At 73.5% G+C, this 17,342-nt stretch carries 17 protein-coding genes; 9 read left to right on the top strand and 8 right to left on the bottom strand.

The window, feature by feature from the left end; genetic code table 11:
* Positions 1-60 precede the first annotated feature (60 nt).
* Positions 61-936, top strand: a complete 876-nt coding sequence (locus tag ACQPX6_RS05320) for a LysR family transcriptional regulator (RefSeq protein WP_433785961.1) — start codon at positions 61-63, stop codon at positions 934-936.
* A 21-nt stretch (positions 937-957) separates the two neighbouring features.
* Here ACQPX6_RS05320 and ACQPX6_RS05315 read toward each other — a convergent pair whose 3' ends face one another.
* The 5 genes from ACQPX6_RS05315 to mftA form a co-directional block, all read right to left on the bottom strand.
* The gene (locus ACQPX6_RS05315) at positions 958-1,218 is read right to left on the bottom strand and encodes a hypothetical protein (protein WP_433785960.1); all 261 of its coding nucleotides are present in this window, start codon (positions 1,216-1,218) and stop codon (positions 958-960) included.
* A 163-nt stretch (positions 1,219-1,381) separates the two neighbouring features.
* On the bottom strand, positions 1,382-2,215 hold the full coding sequence (locus tag ACQPX6_RS05310) for an alpha/beta fold hydrolase (RefSeq protein WP_433785958.1): 834 nt from the start codon (positions 2,213-2,215) through the stop codon (positions 1,382-1,384).
* Between the two features lie 158 nt (positions 2,216-2,373).
* Positions 2,374-3,588: a mycofactocin radical SAM maturase gene (gene mftC, locus ACQPX6_RS05305; RefSeq protein ID WP_433785957.1), complete on the bottom strand. Its 1,215-nt coding sequence runs from the start codon at positions 3,586-3,588 to the stop codon at positions 2,374-2,376.
* The gene (gene mftB, locus ACQPX6_RS05300) at positions 3,585-3,929 is read right to left on the bottom strand and encodes a mycofactocin biosynthesis chaperone MftB (RefSeq protein ID WP_433785956.1); all 345 of its coding nucleotides are present in this window, start codon (positions 3,927-3,929) and stop codon (positions 3,585-3,587) included. The genes mftC and mftB overlap by 4 nt, the downstream gene beginning before the upstream one ends.
* Positions 3,929-4,006: a mycofactocin precursor MftA gene (gene mftA, locus ACQPX6_RS05295; RefSeq protein ID WP_274192079.1), complete on the bottom strand. Its 78-nt coding sequence runs from the start codon at positions 4,004-4,006 to the stop codon at positions 3,929-3,931. Before mftA ends, mftB begins: the two co-directional genes overlap by 1 nt.
* A gap of 146 nt (positions 4,007-4,152) precedes the next feature.
* Between mftA and ACQPX6_RS05290 the strand changes: the two genes are divergently transcribed.
* Together ACQPX6_RS05290 and ACQPX6_RS05285 are read left to right on the top strand one after the other, a co-directional pair.
* The gene (locus ACQPX6_RS05290) at positions 4,153-4,731 is read left to right on the top strand and encodes a TetR family transcriptional regulator (protein WP_433785955.1); all 579 of its coding nucleotides are present in this window, start codon (positions 4,153-4,155) and stop codon (positions 4,729-4,731) included.
* Entirely contained in the window at positions 4,728-5,096 is a 369-nt protein-coding gene (locus tag ACQPX6_RS05285) for a GntR family transcriptional regulator (protein ID WP_433785954.1), read from the top strand. Before ACQPX6_RS05290 ends, ACQPX6_RS05285 begins: the two co-directional genes overlap by 4 nt.
* Before the next feature lie 137 nt (positions 5,097-5,233).
* Here ACQPX6_RS05285 and ACQPX6_RS05280 read toward each other — a convergent pair whose 3' ends face one another.
* Entirely contained in the window at positions 5,234-5,953 is a 720-nt protein-coding gene (locus ACQPX6_RS05280) for an SDR family NAD(P)-dependent oxidoreductase (protein ID WP_433785953.1), read from the bottom strand.
* A 260-nt stretch (positions 5,954-6,213) separates the two neighbouring features.
* Between ACQPX6_RS05280 and mdo the strand changes: the two genes are divergently transcribed.
* The 4 genes from mdo (at position 6,214) to mftM (ending at position 11,357) form a co-directional block, all read left to right on the top strand.
* The gene (gene mdo, locus ACQPX6_RS05275) at positions 6,214-7,506 is read left to right on the top strand and encodes an NDMA-dependent methanol dehydrogenase (RefSeq protein WP_433785951.1); all 1,293 of its coding nucleotides are present in this window, start codon (positions 6,214-6,216) and stop codon (positions 7,504-7,506) included.
* 97 nt (positions 7,507-7,603) lie between these two features.
* Positions 7,604-8,863, top strand: a complete 1,260-nt coding sequence (locus ACQPX6_RS05270) for an AAA family ATPase (protein WP_433785949.1) — start codon at positions 7,604-7,606, stop codon at positions 8,861-8,863.
* On the top strand, positions 8,864-10,411 hold the full coding sequence (locus ACQPX6_RS05265; protein WP_433785948.1) for a VWA domain-containing protein: 1,548 nt from the start codon (positions 8,864-8,866) through the stop codon (positions 10,409-10,411).
* A 7-nt stretch (positions 10,412-10,418) separates the two neighbouring features.
* On the top strand, positions 10,419-11,357 hold the full coding sequence (mftM, locus tag ACQPX6_RS05260; RefSeq protein WP_433785947.1) for a mycofactocin oligosaccharide methyltransferase MftM: 939 nt from the start codon (positions 10,419-10,421) through the stop codon (positions 11,355-11,357).
* 4 nt (positions 11,358-11,361) lie between these two features.
* Here the strand turns inward: mftM and ACQPX6_RS05255 are convergent, their stop codons facing one another.
* On the bottom strand, positions 11,362-12,858 hold the full coding sequence (locus ACQPX6_RS05255; protein ID WP_433785945.1) for a long-chain-fatty-acid--CoA ligase: 1,497 nt from the start codon (positions 12,856-12,858) through the stop codon (positions 11,362-11,364).
* Positions 12,859-12,973: 115 nt separating this feature from the next.
* Here ACQPX6_RS05255 and ACQPX6_RS05250 point away from each other — a divergent pair, with 115 nt between their 5' ends.
* On the top strand, positions 12,974-14,731 hold the full coding sequence (locus ACQPX6_RS05250; protein ID WP_433785944.1) for a PHA/PHB synthase family protein: 1,758 nt from the start codon (positions 12,974-12,976) through the stop codon (positions 14,729-14,731).
* Positions 14,706-15,551, top strand: coding sequence for a poly(3-hydroxyalkanoate) depolymerase (gene phaZ, locus ACQPX6_RS05245; protein ID WP_433785942.1), 846 nt, complete (start codon positions 14,706-14,708; stop codon positions 15,549-15,551). The genes ACQPX6_RS05250 and phaZ overlap by 26 nt, the downstream gene beginning before the upstream one ends.
* On the opposite strand, the gene ACQPX6_RS05240 is transcribed toward phaZ, so the two are convergent.
* Complete coding sequence (locus ACQPX6_RS05240) at positions 15,548-16,999, bottom strand: nitric oxide synthase oxygenase (protein ID WP_433785941.1); 1,452 nt, start codon at positions 16,997-16,999, stop codon at positions 15,548-15,550. The genes phaZ and ACQPX6_RS05240 overlap by 4 nt on opposite strands.
* Positions 17,000-17,342: the final 343 nt, after the last annotated feature.

Genomic DNA, 17,342 nt, shown 5'->3' with positions numbered 1-17,342 from the left:
CGCTCGTCCGTGCTCCAGCACGGGCAAGCGCGCACACGTGCGGAGCGCCAAGCTGGGCCGGTGACCACCACCGCGCGCCTGCGGGCGTTCGTCGCCCTCGCCGACCACGGGTCGGTGCGCGGGGCGGCGGGCGCGCTCGTGGTCACCGAGTCCACCGTCTCGGCCGCGGTGCGCGCGCTGGGCGAGGAGGTCGGCGTCGCGCTGCTCGAGCGCGACGGGCGCGGCGTGCGCCTGACCCCCGCCGGCACGCGCTACGCCGGCTACGCCCGCCGGATCCTCGGGCTGCTCGACGAGGCCACGGCCGCCGCGCACGGCGAGGCCGACCCCGAACGCGGGCTCGTGCGCCTCGGCGCGGTGACCACCGCGGGCGAGCACCTGCTCCCCGCCCTGCTGACGTCGTTCCGCGCACGCCACCCCGACGTCACGCTCGGCGTCGAGGTCGCCCCGAGCGCCGCGGTGTGGCCGATGCTGCGCCACCACGAGGTCGACGTCGTCGTCGCCGGCAGCCCGCCCGGCGACGTCGGGGCCCGGGTGCGGGCGGTGCGCGACAACGTCCTCACCGTCGTCGGCGCCCCCGACGTCGCCGCCGACTTCGACCCCGCGTCGGCCACCTGGCTGCTGCGCGAGACCGGTTCGGGCATCCGCGCCACGCTCAGCGCCCTGCTCGAGGACCTGCCCGGCACCCCGTCACAGCTGGTCCTGGGCTCGCACGGCGCGACGATCGCCGCGGCCCGCGCGGGGCTCGGCGTGACGCTCGTGGCCCGCGAGGGCGTGGCCCGGCTGCTCGCCGACGGCACGCTGGTCGAGCTGCCGGTGCCGGGCGTGCCCGTCTCGCGGCCCTGGCACGTCGTCACCCACCCGGACGCCACCGCCAGCACCGAACTGCTCGTGCGCCACCTGCTCGACGACACGGCGCTCGGGTGGCACCGGGTGTAGGTCAGGACGCCGACGCGCCGGTCACCCGTCGTCGACGACGCCCAGCGTCGCCGGCCCGCGGCGGGACCGGCACTCGACCCGCTCAGCGGAGTGGACCAGCCGCAGGACCGGCTCGCCGGGCTCGTCCGGCGCCGCCGAGGCCTCCTCCACGAACCCGAGCGCCTCGACGAGGTAGCGCAGCAGGGCGTGGCCGGGGATCGCCCGGGAGATCCAGACCTGCCGGGTGTCCGCGTCGGCGATCCAGGCGGTGCGGCCGTCCAGCGGCACCCAGTAGACGCTCACGCCGGCTTCCGCCAGCAACGGGAGGGCGGCCAGCGGCTCCGGTGCGGAGGGTGATGACGCGCTCATGCAGGGTCATACGTGCTGGTCGGGGACCCGGATCAGAAGTGGGTGCGAACGGTCCGACCACCCCTCGCAGCGGGAGGAACCGAGTGATCGGATCGGGTCAGGCCTCGACCCGCGACGGGGCGGCGAGGTCGGCCAGGATCGGGCGCAGGGTCGACACGAAGGCCTGCGGGTGCGTGATCATCGATCCGTGGGCGCCCGGGGTCTCCACGAGCGGGGCGCCCAGGCTCTCGGCCATCCACTGCGACGCCTCGTACGCCCAGTGGTGGGTGGCCCCGGGATCCCGGTTGTCCGCCCCCACGACGACGGCGCACGGCACCTCGATCGCCGCGAGCTGTTCGGGCGTGGGCATGTAGCTCAGCGCCGGTCCCATCTCGAGGCCGAAGAGGACCTCGCCGTCGCCGAGCATCCGATCGCGGAAGTCGGGATCGAGGGACTCGTAGACCTGGTCGCCGTCGGCCCAGCGCAGGAACACCTCCATGCCGTGGGCAGGCCCGCCCTCCCCCATCGCGCCGCCGAGGCGCTGCTGGAGTCCGGCGAAGGTCTCGTGCCCGCCCGGGGTCACCACGTACGCCGGTTCGTGGAAGATCGCGCCGCGCAGCACGTCCGGTCGGCGGAGTGCGAGGCTCGTCAGGATGATCCCGCCCGCGCTGTGGCCGTGGACCACGGCCGGCGCGAGGTCGAGCGCCTCGAGCAGGGCGGCGGCGTCGTCGGCCTGCTCCTCGACCGACGTCGCCGTCCAGTTCTCGGGGCGTGGGCTGCGCGAGGTCGCCCGTCGGTCGTAGCTCACCACGGTGTACTCGTCCGCCAGGGCGTCAGCGGCCTCCGGCCAGAACCCGGCGTCACCGGGACCGCCGGAGACGAACAGCAGCGGTGGCCCCTCGCCGCGCCGTTCGTAGTAGAGCGTCGTGCCGTTGGCCGTGATCGTGGGCATGCTCCCGAGCGTCGCGCGCCCCGCCGGGCAGGGGGACCACGGCGGCGGGGGCTGCGTACGCCGCCGTGGGGTGGGCCGACCCGGGCGGGGGGGCCCGGGTCGACCCGACGGTCACGCGCGGGAGGACACCGCGGTCGCGACCGTTGCTGTGCGGGCGGTCAGCCCACCCGGATGCCGGCGGGCAGGCGGGTCCCCTCCCCGGCGAGGGGGTCGGAGTCGCACGCCCGGTCCGGCCGGCGCACCGACAGCGTCAGCGGGACCGGCCCGCCCTGCTCCCGGGGCTTCGTCCGGTGCGAGTGGTCCAGCGAGGGCTTGGGGACGATCGTGTCCATCTCCAGCTTCGCCAACTCGCGCTCGCCGTTGCCGAGCACGCACTCCGGGTCCGGCCCGTCGAGCGGCAGCCCCGTGAAGAACTTCGCCGCCATGCAGCCGCCCTGGCAGGCGTCGTAGTGCGAGCACTGGGTGCACGCCCCGCCCGACTGCGGCCCGCGCAGCTCGGCGAACAGCTCGCTGTCCTGCCACACCGTCTTGAACCCGCCCTCGGACCGGACGTTGCCGGCCAGGAACTGCTCGTGGATCGCGAACGGGCAGGCGTAGACGTCGCCGACCGGGTCGATCAGGCACACCACGCGCCCGGCGCCGCACAGGTTGAGGCCCGGCAGTTCCTCGCCGAACGCGGAGAGGTGGAAGAACGAGTCGCCGGTGAGGACGTCCTCGCCGCGCGCGACGAGCCAGTCGTAGAGCTGGCGCTGCTGCTCGCGGGTGGGGTGCAGCTCGTCCCACGAGTCGGCGCCGCGACCGGACGGCCGGAAGCGCGTGATGCGCAGCTGGGCGCCGTAGCGGTCGGCGATCGCCTTGAAGTCGTCGAGCTGGTCGACGTTGTGGCGCGTCACCACAACGCTGATCTTGAACTGGCCGAAGCCGGCCTCGTACAGGTTCTCCATCGCGCGGATCGCCGTGGCGTAGGAGCCGGGCCCGCGGACGTGGTCGTTGACCTCGGCCGTCGCGCCGTCGAGGGAGATCTGGACGTCGACGTAGTCGGTCTTCGCCAGCTGCGCCGCGCGGGCCTCGTCGAGCTTGACGCCGTTGGTCGAGAACTTGACGCCGACGTCGTGGGCGATTGCGTAGTCGAGCAGCTCCCAGAAGTCGCTGCGCACGGTCGGCTCGCCGCCGCCGATGTTGACGTAGAAGACCTGCATGCGCTGGAGCTCGTCGATGACGGCCTTGGCCTCGTCCGTCGACAGCTCGTCCGGGTCCCGCCGGCCGGAGCTGGACAGGCAGTGCACGCAGGAGAGGTTGCAGGCGTAGGTGAGCTCCCAGGTCAGGCAGATCGGGGAGGTCAGGCCTTCGACGAAGTGGTCGACGAGCTTCACGGGGCGTCCTCCCGGGGCTTGATCGTGCCCGCTCGCGCGAGGCCGGCGAGGGCCTTGAGGTACTGCTCCCGCTGGTGTGCAGGGACCTCGGCCGCGGCGAGGGCACCGTGGACGTCGGGGTGGTCGGCGAGCGTCTCGACGACCCGGACGAGCATCCGGGTCTTGAGGAAGGACAGCCGCCGGGTGTGGAAGTCGTAGACCAGCGCGCCGAACGACTCCGGGCGCACAGAGACCGAACCGGAGATCCGGTACGGCCCGTCCGCGTCGAAGCCGTCGACGCCGGCGGGGGCTGAGCCCGAGATCTGACTCTGCGGGCCGGCCCCCGCCGCCGTCGTCGTCATCAGTAGACGCCGCACATGCCGTCGATCGAGACCTCTTCGACGAGGGTCTCCTCGACCAACTCCTCGTTCTCCTCCATCGCGTCCTCCTCACCAGCGGGTGCCTCGGGCGCTGGTGACGCTAAGCGGCACTCGGTGCCACCCGCCAGACGCTCACCGGGTGGGACCCGCCCGTCCGTTCGGCGGGGGCGACCATGGACGCGAGTTGGTAGGGGATGCTGGTGTGGTGACCAGGAGTGCGCGCCGGGTGCCCGTGGCCCAGCGCCTCGAGCACGTCGCGCTCGAGCTGTTCGCGGCCCAGGGCTTCGACGAGACCACGGTCGACGAGCTCGCCGCGGCCGGCGGGGTGGGGCGTCGCACGTTCTTCCGGTACTTCCCCACCAAGCTCGACGTGGTGCTCGGCGAGCTCGACGAGGGGCTGGCCGGGCTCGTCCTCGCGCTGGCCGAGCAGCCCGGCGCCGACCCCGTGGCCGCGGCGCGCGCCGCGTTCCTGGCGGTCAACCGCTACGCCGACGTCGAGCTCCCCGCGCTGCGCCGGCGCCTCGGGCTGATCGAGGACGTGCCCGAGCTCGCCGCGCGCGCCACGGTGCGCTACCGCGACTGGGAGTCCGCGCTCGCCGCCGACGCCGCCCGCCGCTGGGCCGTCGACGCGGCGTCGCTGCGCGCGCAGGTGTTCGGCCGGGCCGTGGTGGCGGCGATGCGCGCGGTGTTCAGCGCCTGGCACGGGCACCCCGAGGCCGACGCCGACGCCCTCGGCGCGCTGGTGGACGAGGCGTTCGACGCGCTGGCGCGGGGGTTCGCGTGAGCGAGCTGATCGACCTCGACCCGGCGTCCTCCGACCCGCCCTACGAGCAGCTGCGCTCGCGGATCACCGCGCTCGCGCGCTCCGGCGAGCTCGCCCCGCACACCCGCCTGCCCGCGGTGCGCCGCCTCGCCGGCGACCTCAACGTCGCGCCCGGCACCGTCGCCCGCGCCTACCGCGAGCTCGAGGCCGCGGGCGTCGTCGAGACCCGCGGGCGTCTGGGCACGTTCATCGTCGGCGCCGACGCCGCCAGCGACCCGGCCCGCGAGCTGGCCGCCGAGTACGCGCGCCGGGTCACCGCGCTCGGCGTCTCCCCCGAGCGCGCGCTGGACCTCGCCCGGGCGGCCCTTTGGGCTCCGCCCTCGTGAGCGCTTGCCCGTGTCCTGGCACGGGCAAGCACGCACACCCGGGCTGACCAGGGCGGAGATCTGCAGCTGTGGCGCGGACGCTCCGCTCAGCGGGACGGACGCGCCACCCATCCGGATCTCCGCGACCCGACCGGCCCTCACCACGGCACCTCGACCCGGTCCTCCCACAACCGCCCGGTGGGCGCCGGGTCCGCGGGCGTCGAGTCCCGGCAGGCGAGCCACAGCGCCGTGTCCGCGCCCTCCTCGGCCGAGCGGGGCGCCTCGGGCCCGCCCATGTCGGTGCGGCAGTGGCCCGGGCAGGTCGCGTCGACGAGGACACCGCGGCGGCCCAGCGCGAGCTCGTGCGCGAGGTTGCGGGTCAGCGCGTTGAGCCCCGCCTTGGCCACGCGGTAGGGCGCGAGGCCGCCGGCGGTGCCCGGCCCGGACATCCGCCCGAGGCAGGCGCTGACGCTCACGACGCGGCCCCACCGTCGCTGCGCCATCCCGGGCACCAGCGCCTGGACCAGGGCGAAGGGCGCGTCGAGGTCGACCGCGCGCACGTCGCGCCACTCGGCCAGCGAGGTGTCGAGCGTCTTCGATCGCCGGCCGCTCATCACCGCCGCGGCGTTGACCAGCACGTCCACCTCGAGGCCCTCGACGCGCGCGGCGATCCCGTCGACGTCCGCCAGGTCGTGGGCCAGCGCCGTGTGGGACCCCGGACCCCCGAACGACGCCACCGCCGCCTCCAGCGCCGCGGGATCGCGCGCCATCCCGACCACGTCGGCGCTCGCGGACGCCAGGCCCGCCGCGATCACCCTCCCGAGCCCGCGGCTCGCGCCCGTCACGAGCGCCGTGCGTCCCGCCAGCTCGCCCGCCACCCGCCGGAGGTTCCCCGGGCCCGCCGTTCCCACCCGCGCCGTCTCCGGCCACGAGCTGGCAACAACCGGAGAACGACAACGCCGCCTGATGGGCAGGCGGGCCACCTGCCCGAAGGTGCAGGGCCCGGACCGTCGCCGTGGTCGGGATCACCACGGACCCCTTCTGCCGTGACCGGCGCCACGCCTAGCGTCGCGCCGGATCACGCCAGCGCCGGCCTCGACGGGTCGCTGGCGGACCTGGAGTCGACGAGAGGACCGCCATGCAGGTAGACGAGCTGCTCAAGCCGTTCCCGATCAAGGAGTTCCACCCCTTCCCGCGGGCACTGCTGGGGCCCGGCTCGCACGAGATGATCGGCCCCGAGGCCCTCAAGATGGGCTTCAAGAAGACGCTGATCATGACCTCGGGTCTGCGCGGCACGGACATCGTCCACAAGATCTCCGAGTCCATGAAGTGGCACGGGATCGAGACGGTCATCTACGACCAGGTCGAGTCCAACCCCAAGGACTACAACGTCATGGACTCGGTGAAGATGTACCAGGAGAACTCCTGTGACGGCTTCGTCTCCATCGGCGGCGGCTCGAGCCACGACGCCTGCAAGGGCGCCCGCATCTCGGTGGCGCACGACGGCCGCAACGTCAACGAGTTCGAGGGCTTCAACCAGTCCGAGAACCCGAAGAACCCGCCGCACATCGCGGTCTCGACGACGGCCGGCACCGGCTCCGAGACGTCGTGGGCCTACGTCATCACCGACACCACGACCGACCCGGCGAACCCGCACAAGTACGTCGCGTTCGACGACAACTCGGTGACGAGCCTGGCGATCGACGACCCGGTGCTCTACTACGACTGCCCGGTCGACTTCACCGCGCAGTGCGGCTTCGACGTGCTCGCGCACGCCTCCGAGCCCTACGTCTCGCGGCTGAAGTTCGAGCCCAGCCTCGGCAACGCCCTGCACGCGATCGAGCTGACCAACCAGCACCTGCGCGAGGCCGTCTGGAACGGGCAGGACCTGCCCGGCCGCCAGGGCATGATGTACGCCCAGTACATCGCCGCGCAGGCCTTCAACTCCGGCGGCCTCGGGATCATCCACTCGATCTCGCACGCGGTGTCGGCCTTCTACGACACCCACCACGGCCTCAACAACGCCGTCGCGCTCCCCCGCGTGTGGGCGTTCAACATGCCGGTGGCCTACAAGCAGTTCGCGCGCATCGCCCAGGCCATGGGCGTGGACACCACGCACATGACCGACGTCCAGGCCGCGGAGGCCGCGCTCGCCGCGGCCATCCGCCTGCTGCGCGACGTGGGCATCCCGGAGAAGTTCACCGACGTCACCCAGGACTCGTACTCGAAGAACCGCCTGGGCAAGGGCCCCACCAGCTACTACGAGGGCCAGAAGACGATCACCGGTGACGCCGCCGACGTGGACCGCATCACCAACCACGTCCTCGGGGACGCCTGTACGCCCGGCAACCCCAAGGAGTGCACCTTCACGACGGTGCGCCCCGTCGTCGACCACTGCATGAACGGTGACCTCGACGACCTGCTGAGCTGACGCATCGCCCGGTGCCCGGCAGGGCAGAATCTTCTTTCTGGCTTGCCGGGCACCGGCGTGTCCACCACGACACCCCGACAGCGAGAGGACCCCCCGCGTGAGCACCCCGACCGACGCCACGTTCCCCTTCGGCTCGGTCGACGAGGTCGTCGACGCGCTCGCCGCGCAGGGCTACATCGCCGACCGCCGCCTGGCGACGACGGTGTTCCTGCTGACCCGCCTCGAGAAGCCGCTGCTGCTCGAGGGCCCGGCCGGCGTCGGCAAGACCGAGCTGGCCAAGATGCTCGCCGCCGCCACCGGACGGCGCTTCCTGCGGCTGCAGTGCTACGAGGGCCAGGACGAGACCAAGGCCCTCTACGAGTGGGACTACGGCAAGCAATTGCTCTACACCCAGATGCTGCGCGAGAAGATCGCCGAGATCGTCCAGGACGCCCCGGACATCGCGACGTCGGTCGAGCGCATCGCCTCGCAGGACAGCGTGTTCTTCTCCGAGCAGTTCCTCGCCGAGCGCCCCCTGATGCAGGCCATCCGCTCCGACGAGCCCGTCGTGCTGCTGATCGACGAGGTCGACCGCGCGGACGAGGCCCTCGAGGCGGTGCTGCTCGAGACTCTCGGCGAGTTCCAGATCTCGGTGCCCGAGGTGGGGACGTTCATCGCGGACAACAAGCCCTACGTCATCCTGACCAGCAACAACACCCGCGACCTGGCCGCCGCCCTCAAGCGGCGCTGCCTGCACCTGTTCCTCGACTACCCGACCGCCGAGCGCGAACTGGAGATCGTCCGCTCGAAGGGCACGGGGCTCCCCGAGGCCGCGGCGCGCGAGCTGGTCGAGGTGGTGCGCGGGCTGCGCGAGCTCGAGCTGCGCAAGGCGCCGAGCATCTCCGAGACCATCGACTGGGCCCGCACGCTCGCCGTGCTGGGCGTCGACGAGCTCTCCAGCGCGATCCTCTCGGACACCGTGAGCGTCGTGGTCAAGTACGACAAGGACGTCACCAAGGCGCTCGGCGCGCTGCCGAAGCTCGTCGACCCGAACGCCGAGCTCGACGACGCCCACGGGCACGGCCACGGACACGGGCACGGACACGGGCACGACGGCGAGCACGACGACGGGCGCTCGTCGGGCCCCGCGCCGGCCGTCGCGCGGCCGGTCGACGACGACGCGGACGACGGGCCGGACGGCCGCGCCGTGCGCGCCGCGAAGGACCAGGAGGGGCGGCACGCGGGGGTCTACGGCGCCCCGGGCCGCGAGTACCAGGAGAAGGCGAAGTCCGGCGAGGCACCGGCGAGCCAGCCCCGCAAGATCAGCTCGTCGCAGGGCAACCGCTCGTTCGGGCTGGGCAAGAAGCGCGCGCTCTAGATGGAAGCCAGCATCCACCGCTTCGTCCGCCTGCTGCGCGTCCGGCAGGTCCGGGTCTCCACCTCGGAGGTCCTCGACGCCATGCGCTGCGCCCGCGAACCGGGGGTCCTCGCCGACCGCGAGACGCTGAAGGCCGCGCTGCGGGTCTCGCTGGTCAAGGACATCCGCGACGAGGACACGTTCGACGAGATCTTCGACGCGTTCTTCGCCCTGGTGCGCATCGGCGCCGAGGAGCGCGGGCACGGCCACGGGCACGGGCACGAGGACCTCAGTGACGACGGCACGCTCGAGAACTTCACGATCGGCGAGGAGCCCAGCGAGACCCCGGAGCAGGGCCACGACCACGGCAAGCCGGTGGACATCCGGGAGTTCTTCGACCCCGACGACATGGCCCAGCAGTACAACCTGCACCAGGAGGCCAACAAGATCGACCTCGCGGCGATGACCGACGAGATCATCTTCTCCAAGGACGGGGCCACCGACCAGACCGGCGCGGGCGAGAAGGTCCAGATCGAGACCGACCACCTGCACGGCGGCGGTCTGCCCGGCGACATCGCCACGGCGTCGGGCACCAAGGTCGACGCCGACCTCGACGTCGCCCAGCAGGAGGCCCTGCTGGGGTGGCTGCAGGGCGTCGAGGAGGACGCCGAGGGCCGTGCCGGAGATGAGAGCGACGCCATGGCGCTGCGCCGCCGCCTCGCCGGCATGCTCGAGAACCTCCCCGAGGCCATCAAGCGCCACCTCGAGCGGCTGCTGGAGATCGAGCAGCGGGTCATGGACGGCGGGCACGCCGACGAGGAGGCGCAGCGGGCCGAGGTCGACCGGGCCGAGGAGCACGAGCGACAGCAGCTCGAGGACTCGCTGCGCCGGCTGGCCAAGACCCTGCACGGCGCGCTGACCCACAAGCGCCGCGAGTCCCCGCGCGGGCGCATCGACCCCGGCCGCACGATGCGGCGCAACATGCGCTTCGACGGCATCCCGTTCCGGCCGGTGACGGTCTCGCGCACCGAGGACAAGCCGCGGCTGGTGATCCTCGCCGACGTGTCGCTGTCGGTGCGCGCCACCGCGCGGTTCACGCTGCACCTGGTGCACGGCCTGCAGGACATGTTCGGGCAGGTGCGCTCGTTCGCGTTCGTCGCCGACCTGCTCGAGGTCACCGATCTGTTCGCCGACCACACCGTCGAGGACGCCCTGGGCCTGATCTTCGGCGGCGACATGCTCGACGTCGACGCGAACTCCGACTACGGCACCTCGTTCGGCACGTTCCTCGAGGACCACGGGTCGGCGGTGAACCGCCGCTCCACGGTGATCGTGCTGGGCGACGGGCGGGGCAACGGCAACGACGCGAACCTCGAGGCGTTCGCCGAGATCACCCGCCGGGCCCGCGAGACGATCTGGCTGACCCCGGAGCCGCGCTACTCCTGGGGTCTCGGGGCGTGCGACCTGCCGCGCTACGCCGAGTACGTCGACCGCATCCGCGTCGTGCGCGACCTCACCGGGCTCTCCGAGGTCAGCCACGACATGGCGGCCGAGATGATCGGGCGATGAGGACGCCGTGACCGGCGTGCGCGACGCGGGCGTCCCGGCGGGCACCGTGCGCATCGACCCGCTCGCGCCCTCGCACCCCGGGCGGTGGGAGGACCGGCACGTCGTCGTGTGCCACGTCGACCGCGCGCCCGTCCCGGTACGCCTCGTCGCCGCGCGCCCGCCGGAGCGGGTCACCGAGCACTTCGAGGTGCACCGCCCCGGCGACCGGCTGCTCGTGCTGCACCGGCTGCGCCCCGACGAGCTCGACGACGACATCGCCGGGCTGATCGCCGGCGAGCTCACCGGCCTCGTCGCGTCCGCCGCCGACTTCGAGCGCATCTTCACCGGCGTCGTCCGCTCGACGATCAGCGACCCGCTCACGGCCTGGTCGACTTTCTACGCCAACAGCCTCGCCGCACTCCGCTCCCCGGCGCCGGCCGTCGACGCCGGAGTCGCGCCGGAGTCGTCGCTCGCGGCGTTCGCGCCGGTGCACGAGCGGGCGCTCGCCGAGGTCCGCGGGTACCGCGTGCTCGACGTCGGCTCGTGCTTCGGGTTCCTGCCGCTGCGCCTCGCGCAGGAGGGTCTCGACGTCGTCGCCACTGACCACACCCGCGGCACCATGGGCCTGCTCGGCGCCGTGGCCCGGCGCCGCGGCGAGACCGTGCGCCCCGTGGTGGCCGACGCCCGCGCCCTGCCCGCCGCCGACCGCTCCGTCGACACGGTGACCGCGGTGCACCTGCTGGAGCACCTGCCCGCGGGCGACACCACCGCGGTGCTCGACGAGGCGCTGCGCGTGGCCCGCCGCCGCGTCGTCGTGGCCGTGCCCTACGAGGACGTTCCCGAGCCGGTGTACGGGCACCTGCGGACCTTCGACCACGCCGACCTGCGCGCCCTCGGCGAGCGAGCAGGCCGGCCCTTCACGGTGTCCGACGACCACGGCGGCTGGCTGGTCGTCGAGGTGGGCTGAGACCCTAGAGGTCCTCGGGCGGCTCGATCTCGCGACGGAGAATCTTCCCGGTCGGGCCCTTGGGCAGCTCGTCGAGCAGCCAGACGTGGCGCGGGTATTTGTAGGCCGCGAGGCGCTCCTTGGCGAAGTCGCGCAGCTCGTCGACGGAGACGTCGGCGCCCGGCTTGAGGGCGACGGCGGCGCCGACCTCCTCGCCGAGGTCGCGGTCCTGGATGCCGACCACGGCCACCTCGGCCACCGACGAGTGCTCGTAGAGGGCCTCCTCGATCTCGCGGGGGTAGACGTTGTACCCGCCGCGGATGATCAGCTCCTTCTTGCGGTCGACGATGAAGAAGTAGCCGTCGTCGTCGCGGCGCCCGACGTCCCCGGTGCGGAACCAGCCGTCCGGGACCGACTCGGCGGTCGCCTCCGGGCGGCCCCAGTAGCCCTTCATGAGGCCCTCGCCGCGGATGGCGATCTCGCCGGCGTCCTCGCCGGTGACGTCGTTGCCGTCGTCGTCGACCAGGCGCATCTCCATGCCGGCGATCGGGGTGCCCACCGACCCCGCCTTGCGCTCGGCGTCGGGGTGGTTGAACGAGGCCACGGGCGAGGTCTCGGACAGGCCGTAGCCCTCGAGCACCATGCAGCCGAATGTCTCCTCGAACTCGCGGAGCACCTCGACGGGCATCGCCGAGCCCCCGGACAGGCACGAGCGCAGCGACGACATGTCGTACTGCTCGCGCCCGTCGACGTGGAGCATCCCCGAGTACATGGTGGGCACGCCCTCGAAGATCGTGACGCCGTCGCGCCCGATCATGGACAGCGCCGAGGCCGCGTCGAAGCGCGGCAGCAGCGTGAGGCAGGCGCCGGTCACCACGGTGGCGTTGAGCCCGCACGTCAGCCCGAACACGTGGAACAGCGGCAGGCAGCCCATCACCACGTCGTCGGCGGTGAGGTCCATCAGCGTCTTCGCCGAGGTCCGGGCGTTCGTCGACAGGTTGGCGTGGGTCAGCTCGGCGCCCTTGGGCGAGCCCGTGGTGCCGGAGGTGTAGAGGATGACGACGGTGTCGTCGTCCGCGCGGTCGGCGGGGTCGTCCACCGGCGTGCCGTCGAGCTGGTCGTCCTCGGGCCCGGCGGCGCCGACGGCGACCACCTCGATGTCCCGGCCCTGCGCGGCCTCCCGCGACGCGTCGGCGGCCTGGTCCCAGGCGAAGACCACGGAGATGCCGGCGTCGTCGAGGTAGTACTCGATCTCGCGGCCCTTGAGCAGCGGGTTCATCGGCACGACGATGCAGCCGGCCAGCACGGCCCCGTAGAAGACGATCGGGAACGCGGGGACGTTCGGGAAGACGAGCCCGATCCGCGCGCCGGGCTCCAGCCCGCGCGCCCGGAGCATGCCCGCGACCCGGCGCGCGGCGTCGAGGAACTCGGCGTAGGTCACGACCTGGTCGTCGAGGCGCAGCGCCGGCCGGTCGCCGTGCTCCTCGGAGGTCTCGACCAGCCCCGTGGCCAGATTCGTCATCGTCGACTCCCGGTGTGGAGGGTGGGCGGAACGGTGCCCCGTTCGGCGTCCGGCCAACCGTGCCGCGGGGGAATGATCAGCGCCGTTCGGCCCAGCTTGACGGGCCGCACGGCGTGTGGTCGGTTGCACACTCCGTGTCAGTCCGGGTCCGAGGAGAAGCGCCATCACCACCACCACCGAACGGACGGACGGCTCCGGGGCGCCCCGCAGCGGCCAGCGGACCACCACCGACGCGATCACCCGCGACATCGTCCGGGGCGACGGTCCGACGCACCCCCCGGGACTCACGCCCGCCAAGGCGGCCCTGGCCCTGCTGTCGCACCCCGGCAGCGTCGCGCGCCACGGACTGCGCTGGGCCGGCGAGCTCGGCCAGATCGTCGCGGGCCGCTCGGAGGTCGAGGCCGGCGGCGACAAACGGTTCAAGGACCCGGCGTGGCGTCACAACCCCGCCCTGCACCGCCTCCTGCAGGCCTACGTGGCCACGGGCCGGACGATCGACGAGCTCATCGACGACGCCGACCTCGACCGGCGCACCCAGGAGCGGCTGCGGTTCGTGGCCGGGAACGTCCTCGAGGCGCTCTCCCCCTCGAACTTCCCGCTGACCAACCCCACCGTCCTCAAGGCGGCCGTCGACTCGGGCGGGACGCACTTCCTGCGGGGCCTGCGCAACCTCGTCGGCGACCTGCGCTCCGGCTCGCTCCTGCCCTCGACGGTCGACGCCTCGCGGTTCACCGTGGGCGAGGACCTCGCGACGACGCCGGGCGCGGTCGTGGCCCGCACCGAGGTCTTCGAGCTCATCCAGTACGACCCGCAGACCGAACAGGTGCGCGAGGCGCCCCTGCTCCTGGTCCCACAGATGATCAACAAGTACTACATCGCGGACCTCGCGCCGGGCAAGAGCCTGCTCGAGTACGCCGTCGCCCGGGGCCAGCAGGTCTTCGCCATCTCCTGGCGCAACCCCGACGGCCGCCACGCCGACTGGGACCTCGACACCTACGCCGACGCCGTGCTCACCGCCCTCGACGCCGTCGAGGACGTCACCGGCTCCTCGTCCACCCAGCTCATGGGCCTGTGCGCGGGCGGGACCCTCTCGGCGATGGTGCTCGGGCACCTCGCGGCCACCGGGCGCCAGGACCGCATCGCCGGGCTGGTGCTCTCGGTGACCGTGCTCGACTGGGCGGAGGCCGGCACCCACGGCGCGTTCCTCGACCGGTTCACCGCGGCCGCGGCCATGGCCGAGTCGTCCCGCAAGGGCTACCTCGACGGCGGCGGGCTCGCGGCGATGTTCTCCTTCCTGCGCCCGACCGACATGATCTGGAACTTCTGGATCAACAACTACCTGCTGGGCCAGGACCCGCCGGCGTGGGACGTCCTGTACTGGAACCAGGACCAGACGAACATGCCGGCCGCCCTGCACCGCGACTTCGTGCAGATGGGGCTGGAGAACCCGCTGACGCGGCCCGGGGCGATCACGGTGCTCGGCACCCCGATCGACCTGTCGGCCGTCACCGTCGACAGCTACCTGGTCGGCGCCGTCGACGACCACATCGCCCCGTGGCGCAACGTCTACGCGACGACGCGGCTGCTCGGCGCCGAGCCGCGCTTCGTGCTCTCGACCAGCGGCCACGTCGTCGCGACGGTCAACCCGCCGGAGGAGTCCTCGGCCAGCTTCGAGACGCGCGACAACAACCCCGCCGACCCCGACGACTGGCGGGCCGGCGCCACCACGACCGAGGGCAGCTGGTGGCCGCACTGGGCGGCGTGGCTGGGCGAGCGCTCGGGGGCGTGGCGACCCGCCCCGTCGTCGCCGGGCTCGGCCGCCCACCCGGTGCTCGGGAAGGCTCCCGGTGAGTACGTCCGCGAGACGACCTGACCCCCCGGCGCGCACCGTGGTGGTGCGCGGCCGGCGGCTCCGCGTGGTCGAGCGGGTGGGCGACGGGTCGGCGCCCCCGCTCCTGCTCCTCAACGGCATCGGGGCGAGCCTCGAGCTGCTGGGCCCGTTCGTCGACGCCCTGGACCCCGCCCGCGGGGTGATCCGGTTCGACGTCCCGGGGATCGGCGGCTCCGCGACGCCGGTGCTGCCGTACCACATGACGACGTTCGCGCCCCTGGTCGCGCAGCTGCTCGACCGCCTGGGCCACGACCGCGTCGACGTCCTGGGCATCTCGTGGGGCGGCGGGCTCGCCCAGCAGTTCGCGCTCCAGTGCCGCTCACGCTGCCGGCGCCTGGTGCTCGTGGCCACCGGCACGGGCGCGCTGATGGTGCCGGCGCGGCCGAAGGTGCTGGCCCGGATGGTGTCGCCCCGGCGCCACCGCGACCCCGGCTACGCGGCGCGGATCGCCGGGTCGATCTACGGCGGCACGATGCGCACGCACCCGGAGCGCGCGGCCGAGCTCCTGCACACCGGGCGCAGCGAGACGTCCCTGCGCGGCTACCTCTACCAGCTCGCCGCCGGGTCGTGGTGGACGACGCTGCCGGTGCTGCCGCTGCTGCGCCAGCCCACGCTGATCCTCGCGGGCGACGACGACCCGATCATCCCCGTCGTCAACGCGAAGATCCTGGCGCGCCTGCTGCCCCACGCCCGCCTGCACCTCTACCACGGCGGCCACCTGGCCCTCGTGACCGAGGCCGACGAGCTCGCGCCTCGCGTGGAGGCGTTCCTCGACGAGCCCGACCAGATCGGCCGTGACTAGATCGGACAGCCCTGGCCGCGTGCCTTGGCCTGGTCGTCGACGCGGAACATGGGGCCGGTATCGGTGGGCTCGTCGTAGTACCGGTGGAACACCGGCGTGAGGCCCCCGGAGATCGGCGGGACGATCCAGCTCCAGTCGACGGGGCAGTGCCGCCCGGCCGCCTCCTCCTTCTCCACGAAGCGCAGGAAGCGCCGCGACTCGCCGTGGTGGTCGGCCAGCGAGACGCCGGCCTCATCGAAGGAGTGCTGGACGGCGCTGGTCAGCTCGATCGCCGCGCGGTCGCGCCACAGGGTGCGGTCGCTGGAGGTGTCGAGCCCCATGGCCTCGGCGACCTCGCCGAGCATGTCGTAGCGGTCGGCGTCGGCGAGGTTGCGCGCGCTGATCTCGGTGGCCATGTACCAGCCGTTGAAGGGCGCGGCCGGGTAGGAGATGCCGCCGATGTCCAGGCGCATGTTGCTGATCACCGGCAGCGCGTGCCAGCGCAGCCCGAGGTCGGCGAACCACGCGTGCTCGGGGTGGTGCAGCTCCACCTCCATCACGGCGTCGTGGGGCACCTCGTGCATCTGCGGGCCCGCCGCGGCGTGCTCGCCACCGCCGCTGACGACCAGCGGGAGCACGTCGAAGCGCCCCATGGGGCTCGGCGGCAGCCAGCCCAGCGAGCGGGCGGTGTCGGTGAAGCCGACGTAGCGCGGGTCGCCGAGCACCCGCCCGCCGGCGCGGTAGCCCGCGTAGCGGATGAGCTGCTCGTTCCACACCCGCGGCCCGGGGCCGGCGGGGCCGTCCGGGGCGAAGATCGTGATGGTCGAGCGGATGCGCCCGCGGCGCGTGGCGTCGCGCAGGTGCCCGACGCACTCGGCGGCGACCTCGTCGGGCGCGGTCACGTGGCGGCGGTCGCGCAGGTGCAGGCTGCGCCAGTACAGGCGCCCGATGCAGCGCGCGGAGCTGCGCCACGCCACCCGCGCCCCGAACTCGAGCTCGTCGTGGGTGTGGACGTAGGTGCCGGTGCGCGCGATCTCGTCGCGGACCGCGGCGACGCGGGGCTCGACGGGGCCCGCGGCCGGGTTCTCGGCGTGGAAGAGCCGGAGGAACTCCTCGGCCACGTCGGGGTCCACGGGGGTCCACGCCGGGGCCTGGGCCGGTGCCGGCGGGCGCACCGCGGCGGGCCCCACCTCGACGGTCGTCTCGGCCGACGCGTCGGCCACGTCGACAGGAGCCTCGCCGGCCGGCTCAGCGACGGCGTCCGGGGCCACCTCGTCCGCCGCCGGGCCCACGACCGCCACGACGACGTCGTCGGGGCCCTCGCGGGGCGCCGGGGCGACCTCGACGTCCGGGGTCACCGGCCCGGCCGCGGGCACCCGGGGACGGGGACGGGGTCGACGGTCCCGCGGGTGCGGGGTGGGGACCTGGTCCCCCGTGCTGACGACCTCGACCGCAACGCCGCGCGTCATGCCACCTCCGTGTCGTCGTGCCGTCCCCGCGCGGCCGCCGTTCACTGTGCCGCCCCGGTGCTGGAAGCGGATCTCGCCGTTCGGATCAATCACTCCGGGAAGCGTTCGAACCCGGATCGCCTGTTCGGCGCAACGACGCCGCGGAGACCGTGCACGCCACGACCGGGCCGAGGGCCTGTCGGGGCAGGTGGGAGAGCGCCGGGGCCCCGGATCGCGGGCACGTCGACCCCGAAAGGGTCCGAGCGCCGCGCGACGACCACGCCGCGTGCCGTCACCGGCTGCGCGCGCGTACCCATCACCCGTGACGGCTCCACGTGACGCCACTGTAGAGGGTGGTCCGGAC

The organism is Actinomycetospora sp. CA-101289 (genome assembly GCF_050955895.1).
Taxonomy (GTDB): Bacteria; Actinomycetota; Actinomycetes; order Mycobacteriales; family Pseudonocardiaceae; genus Actinomycetospora.
This window is presented reverse-complemented; position numbering and strand designations above follow the sequence as displayed.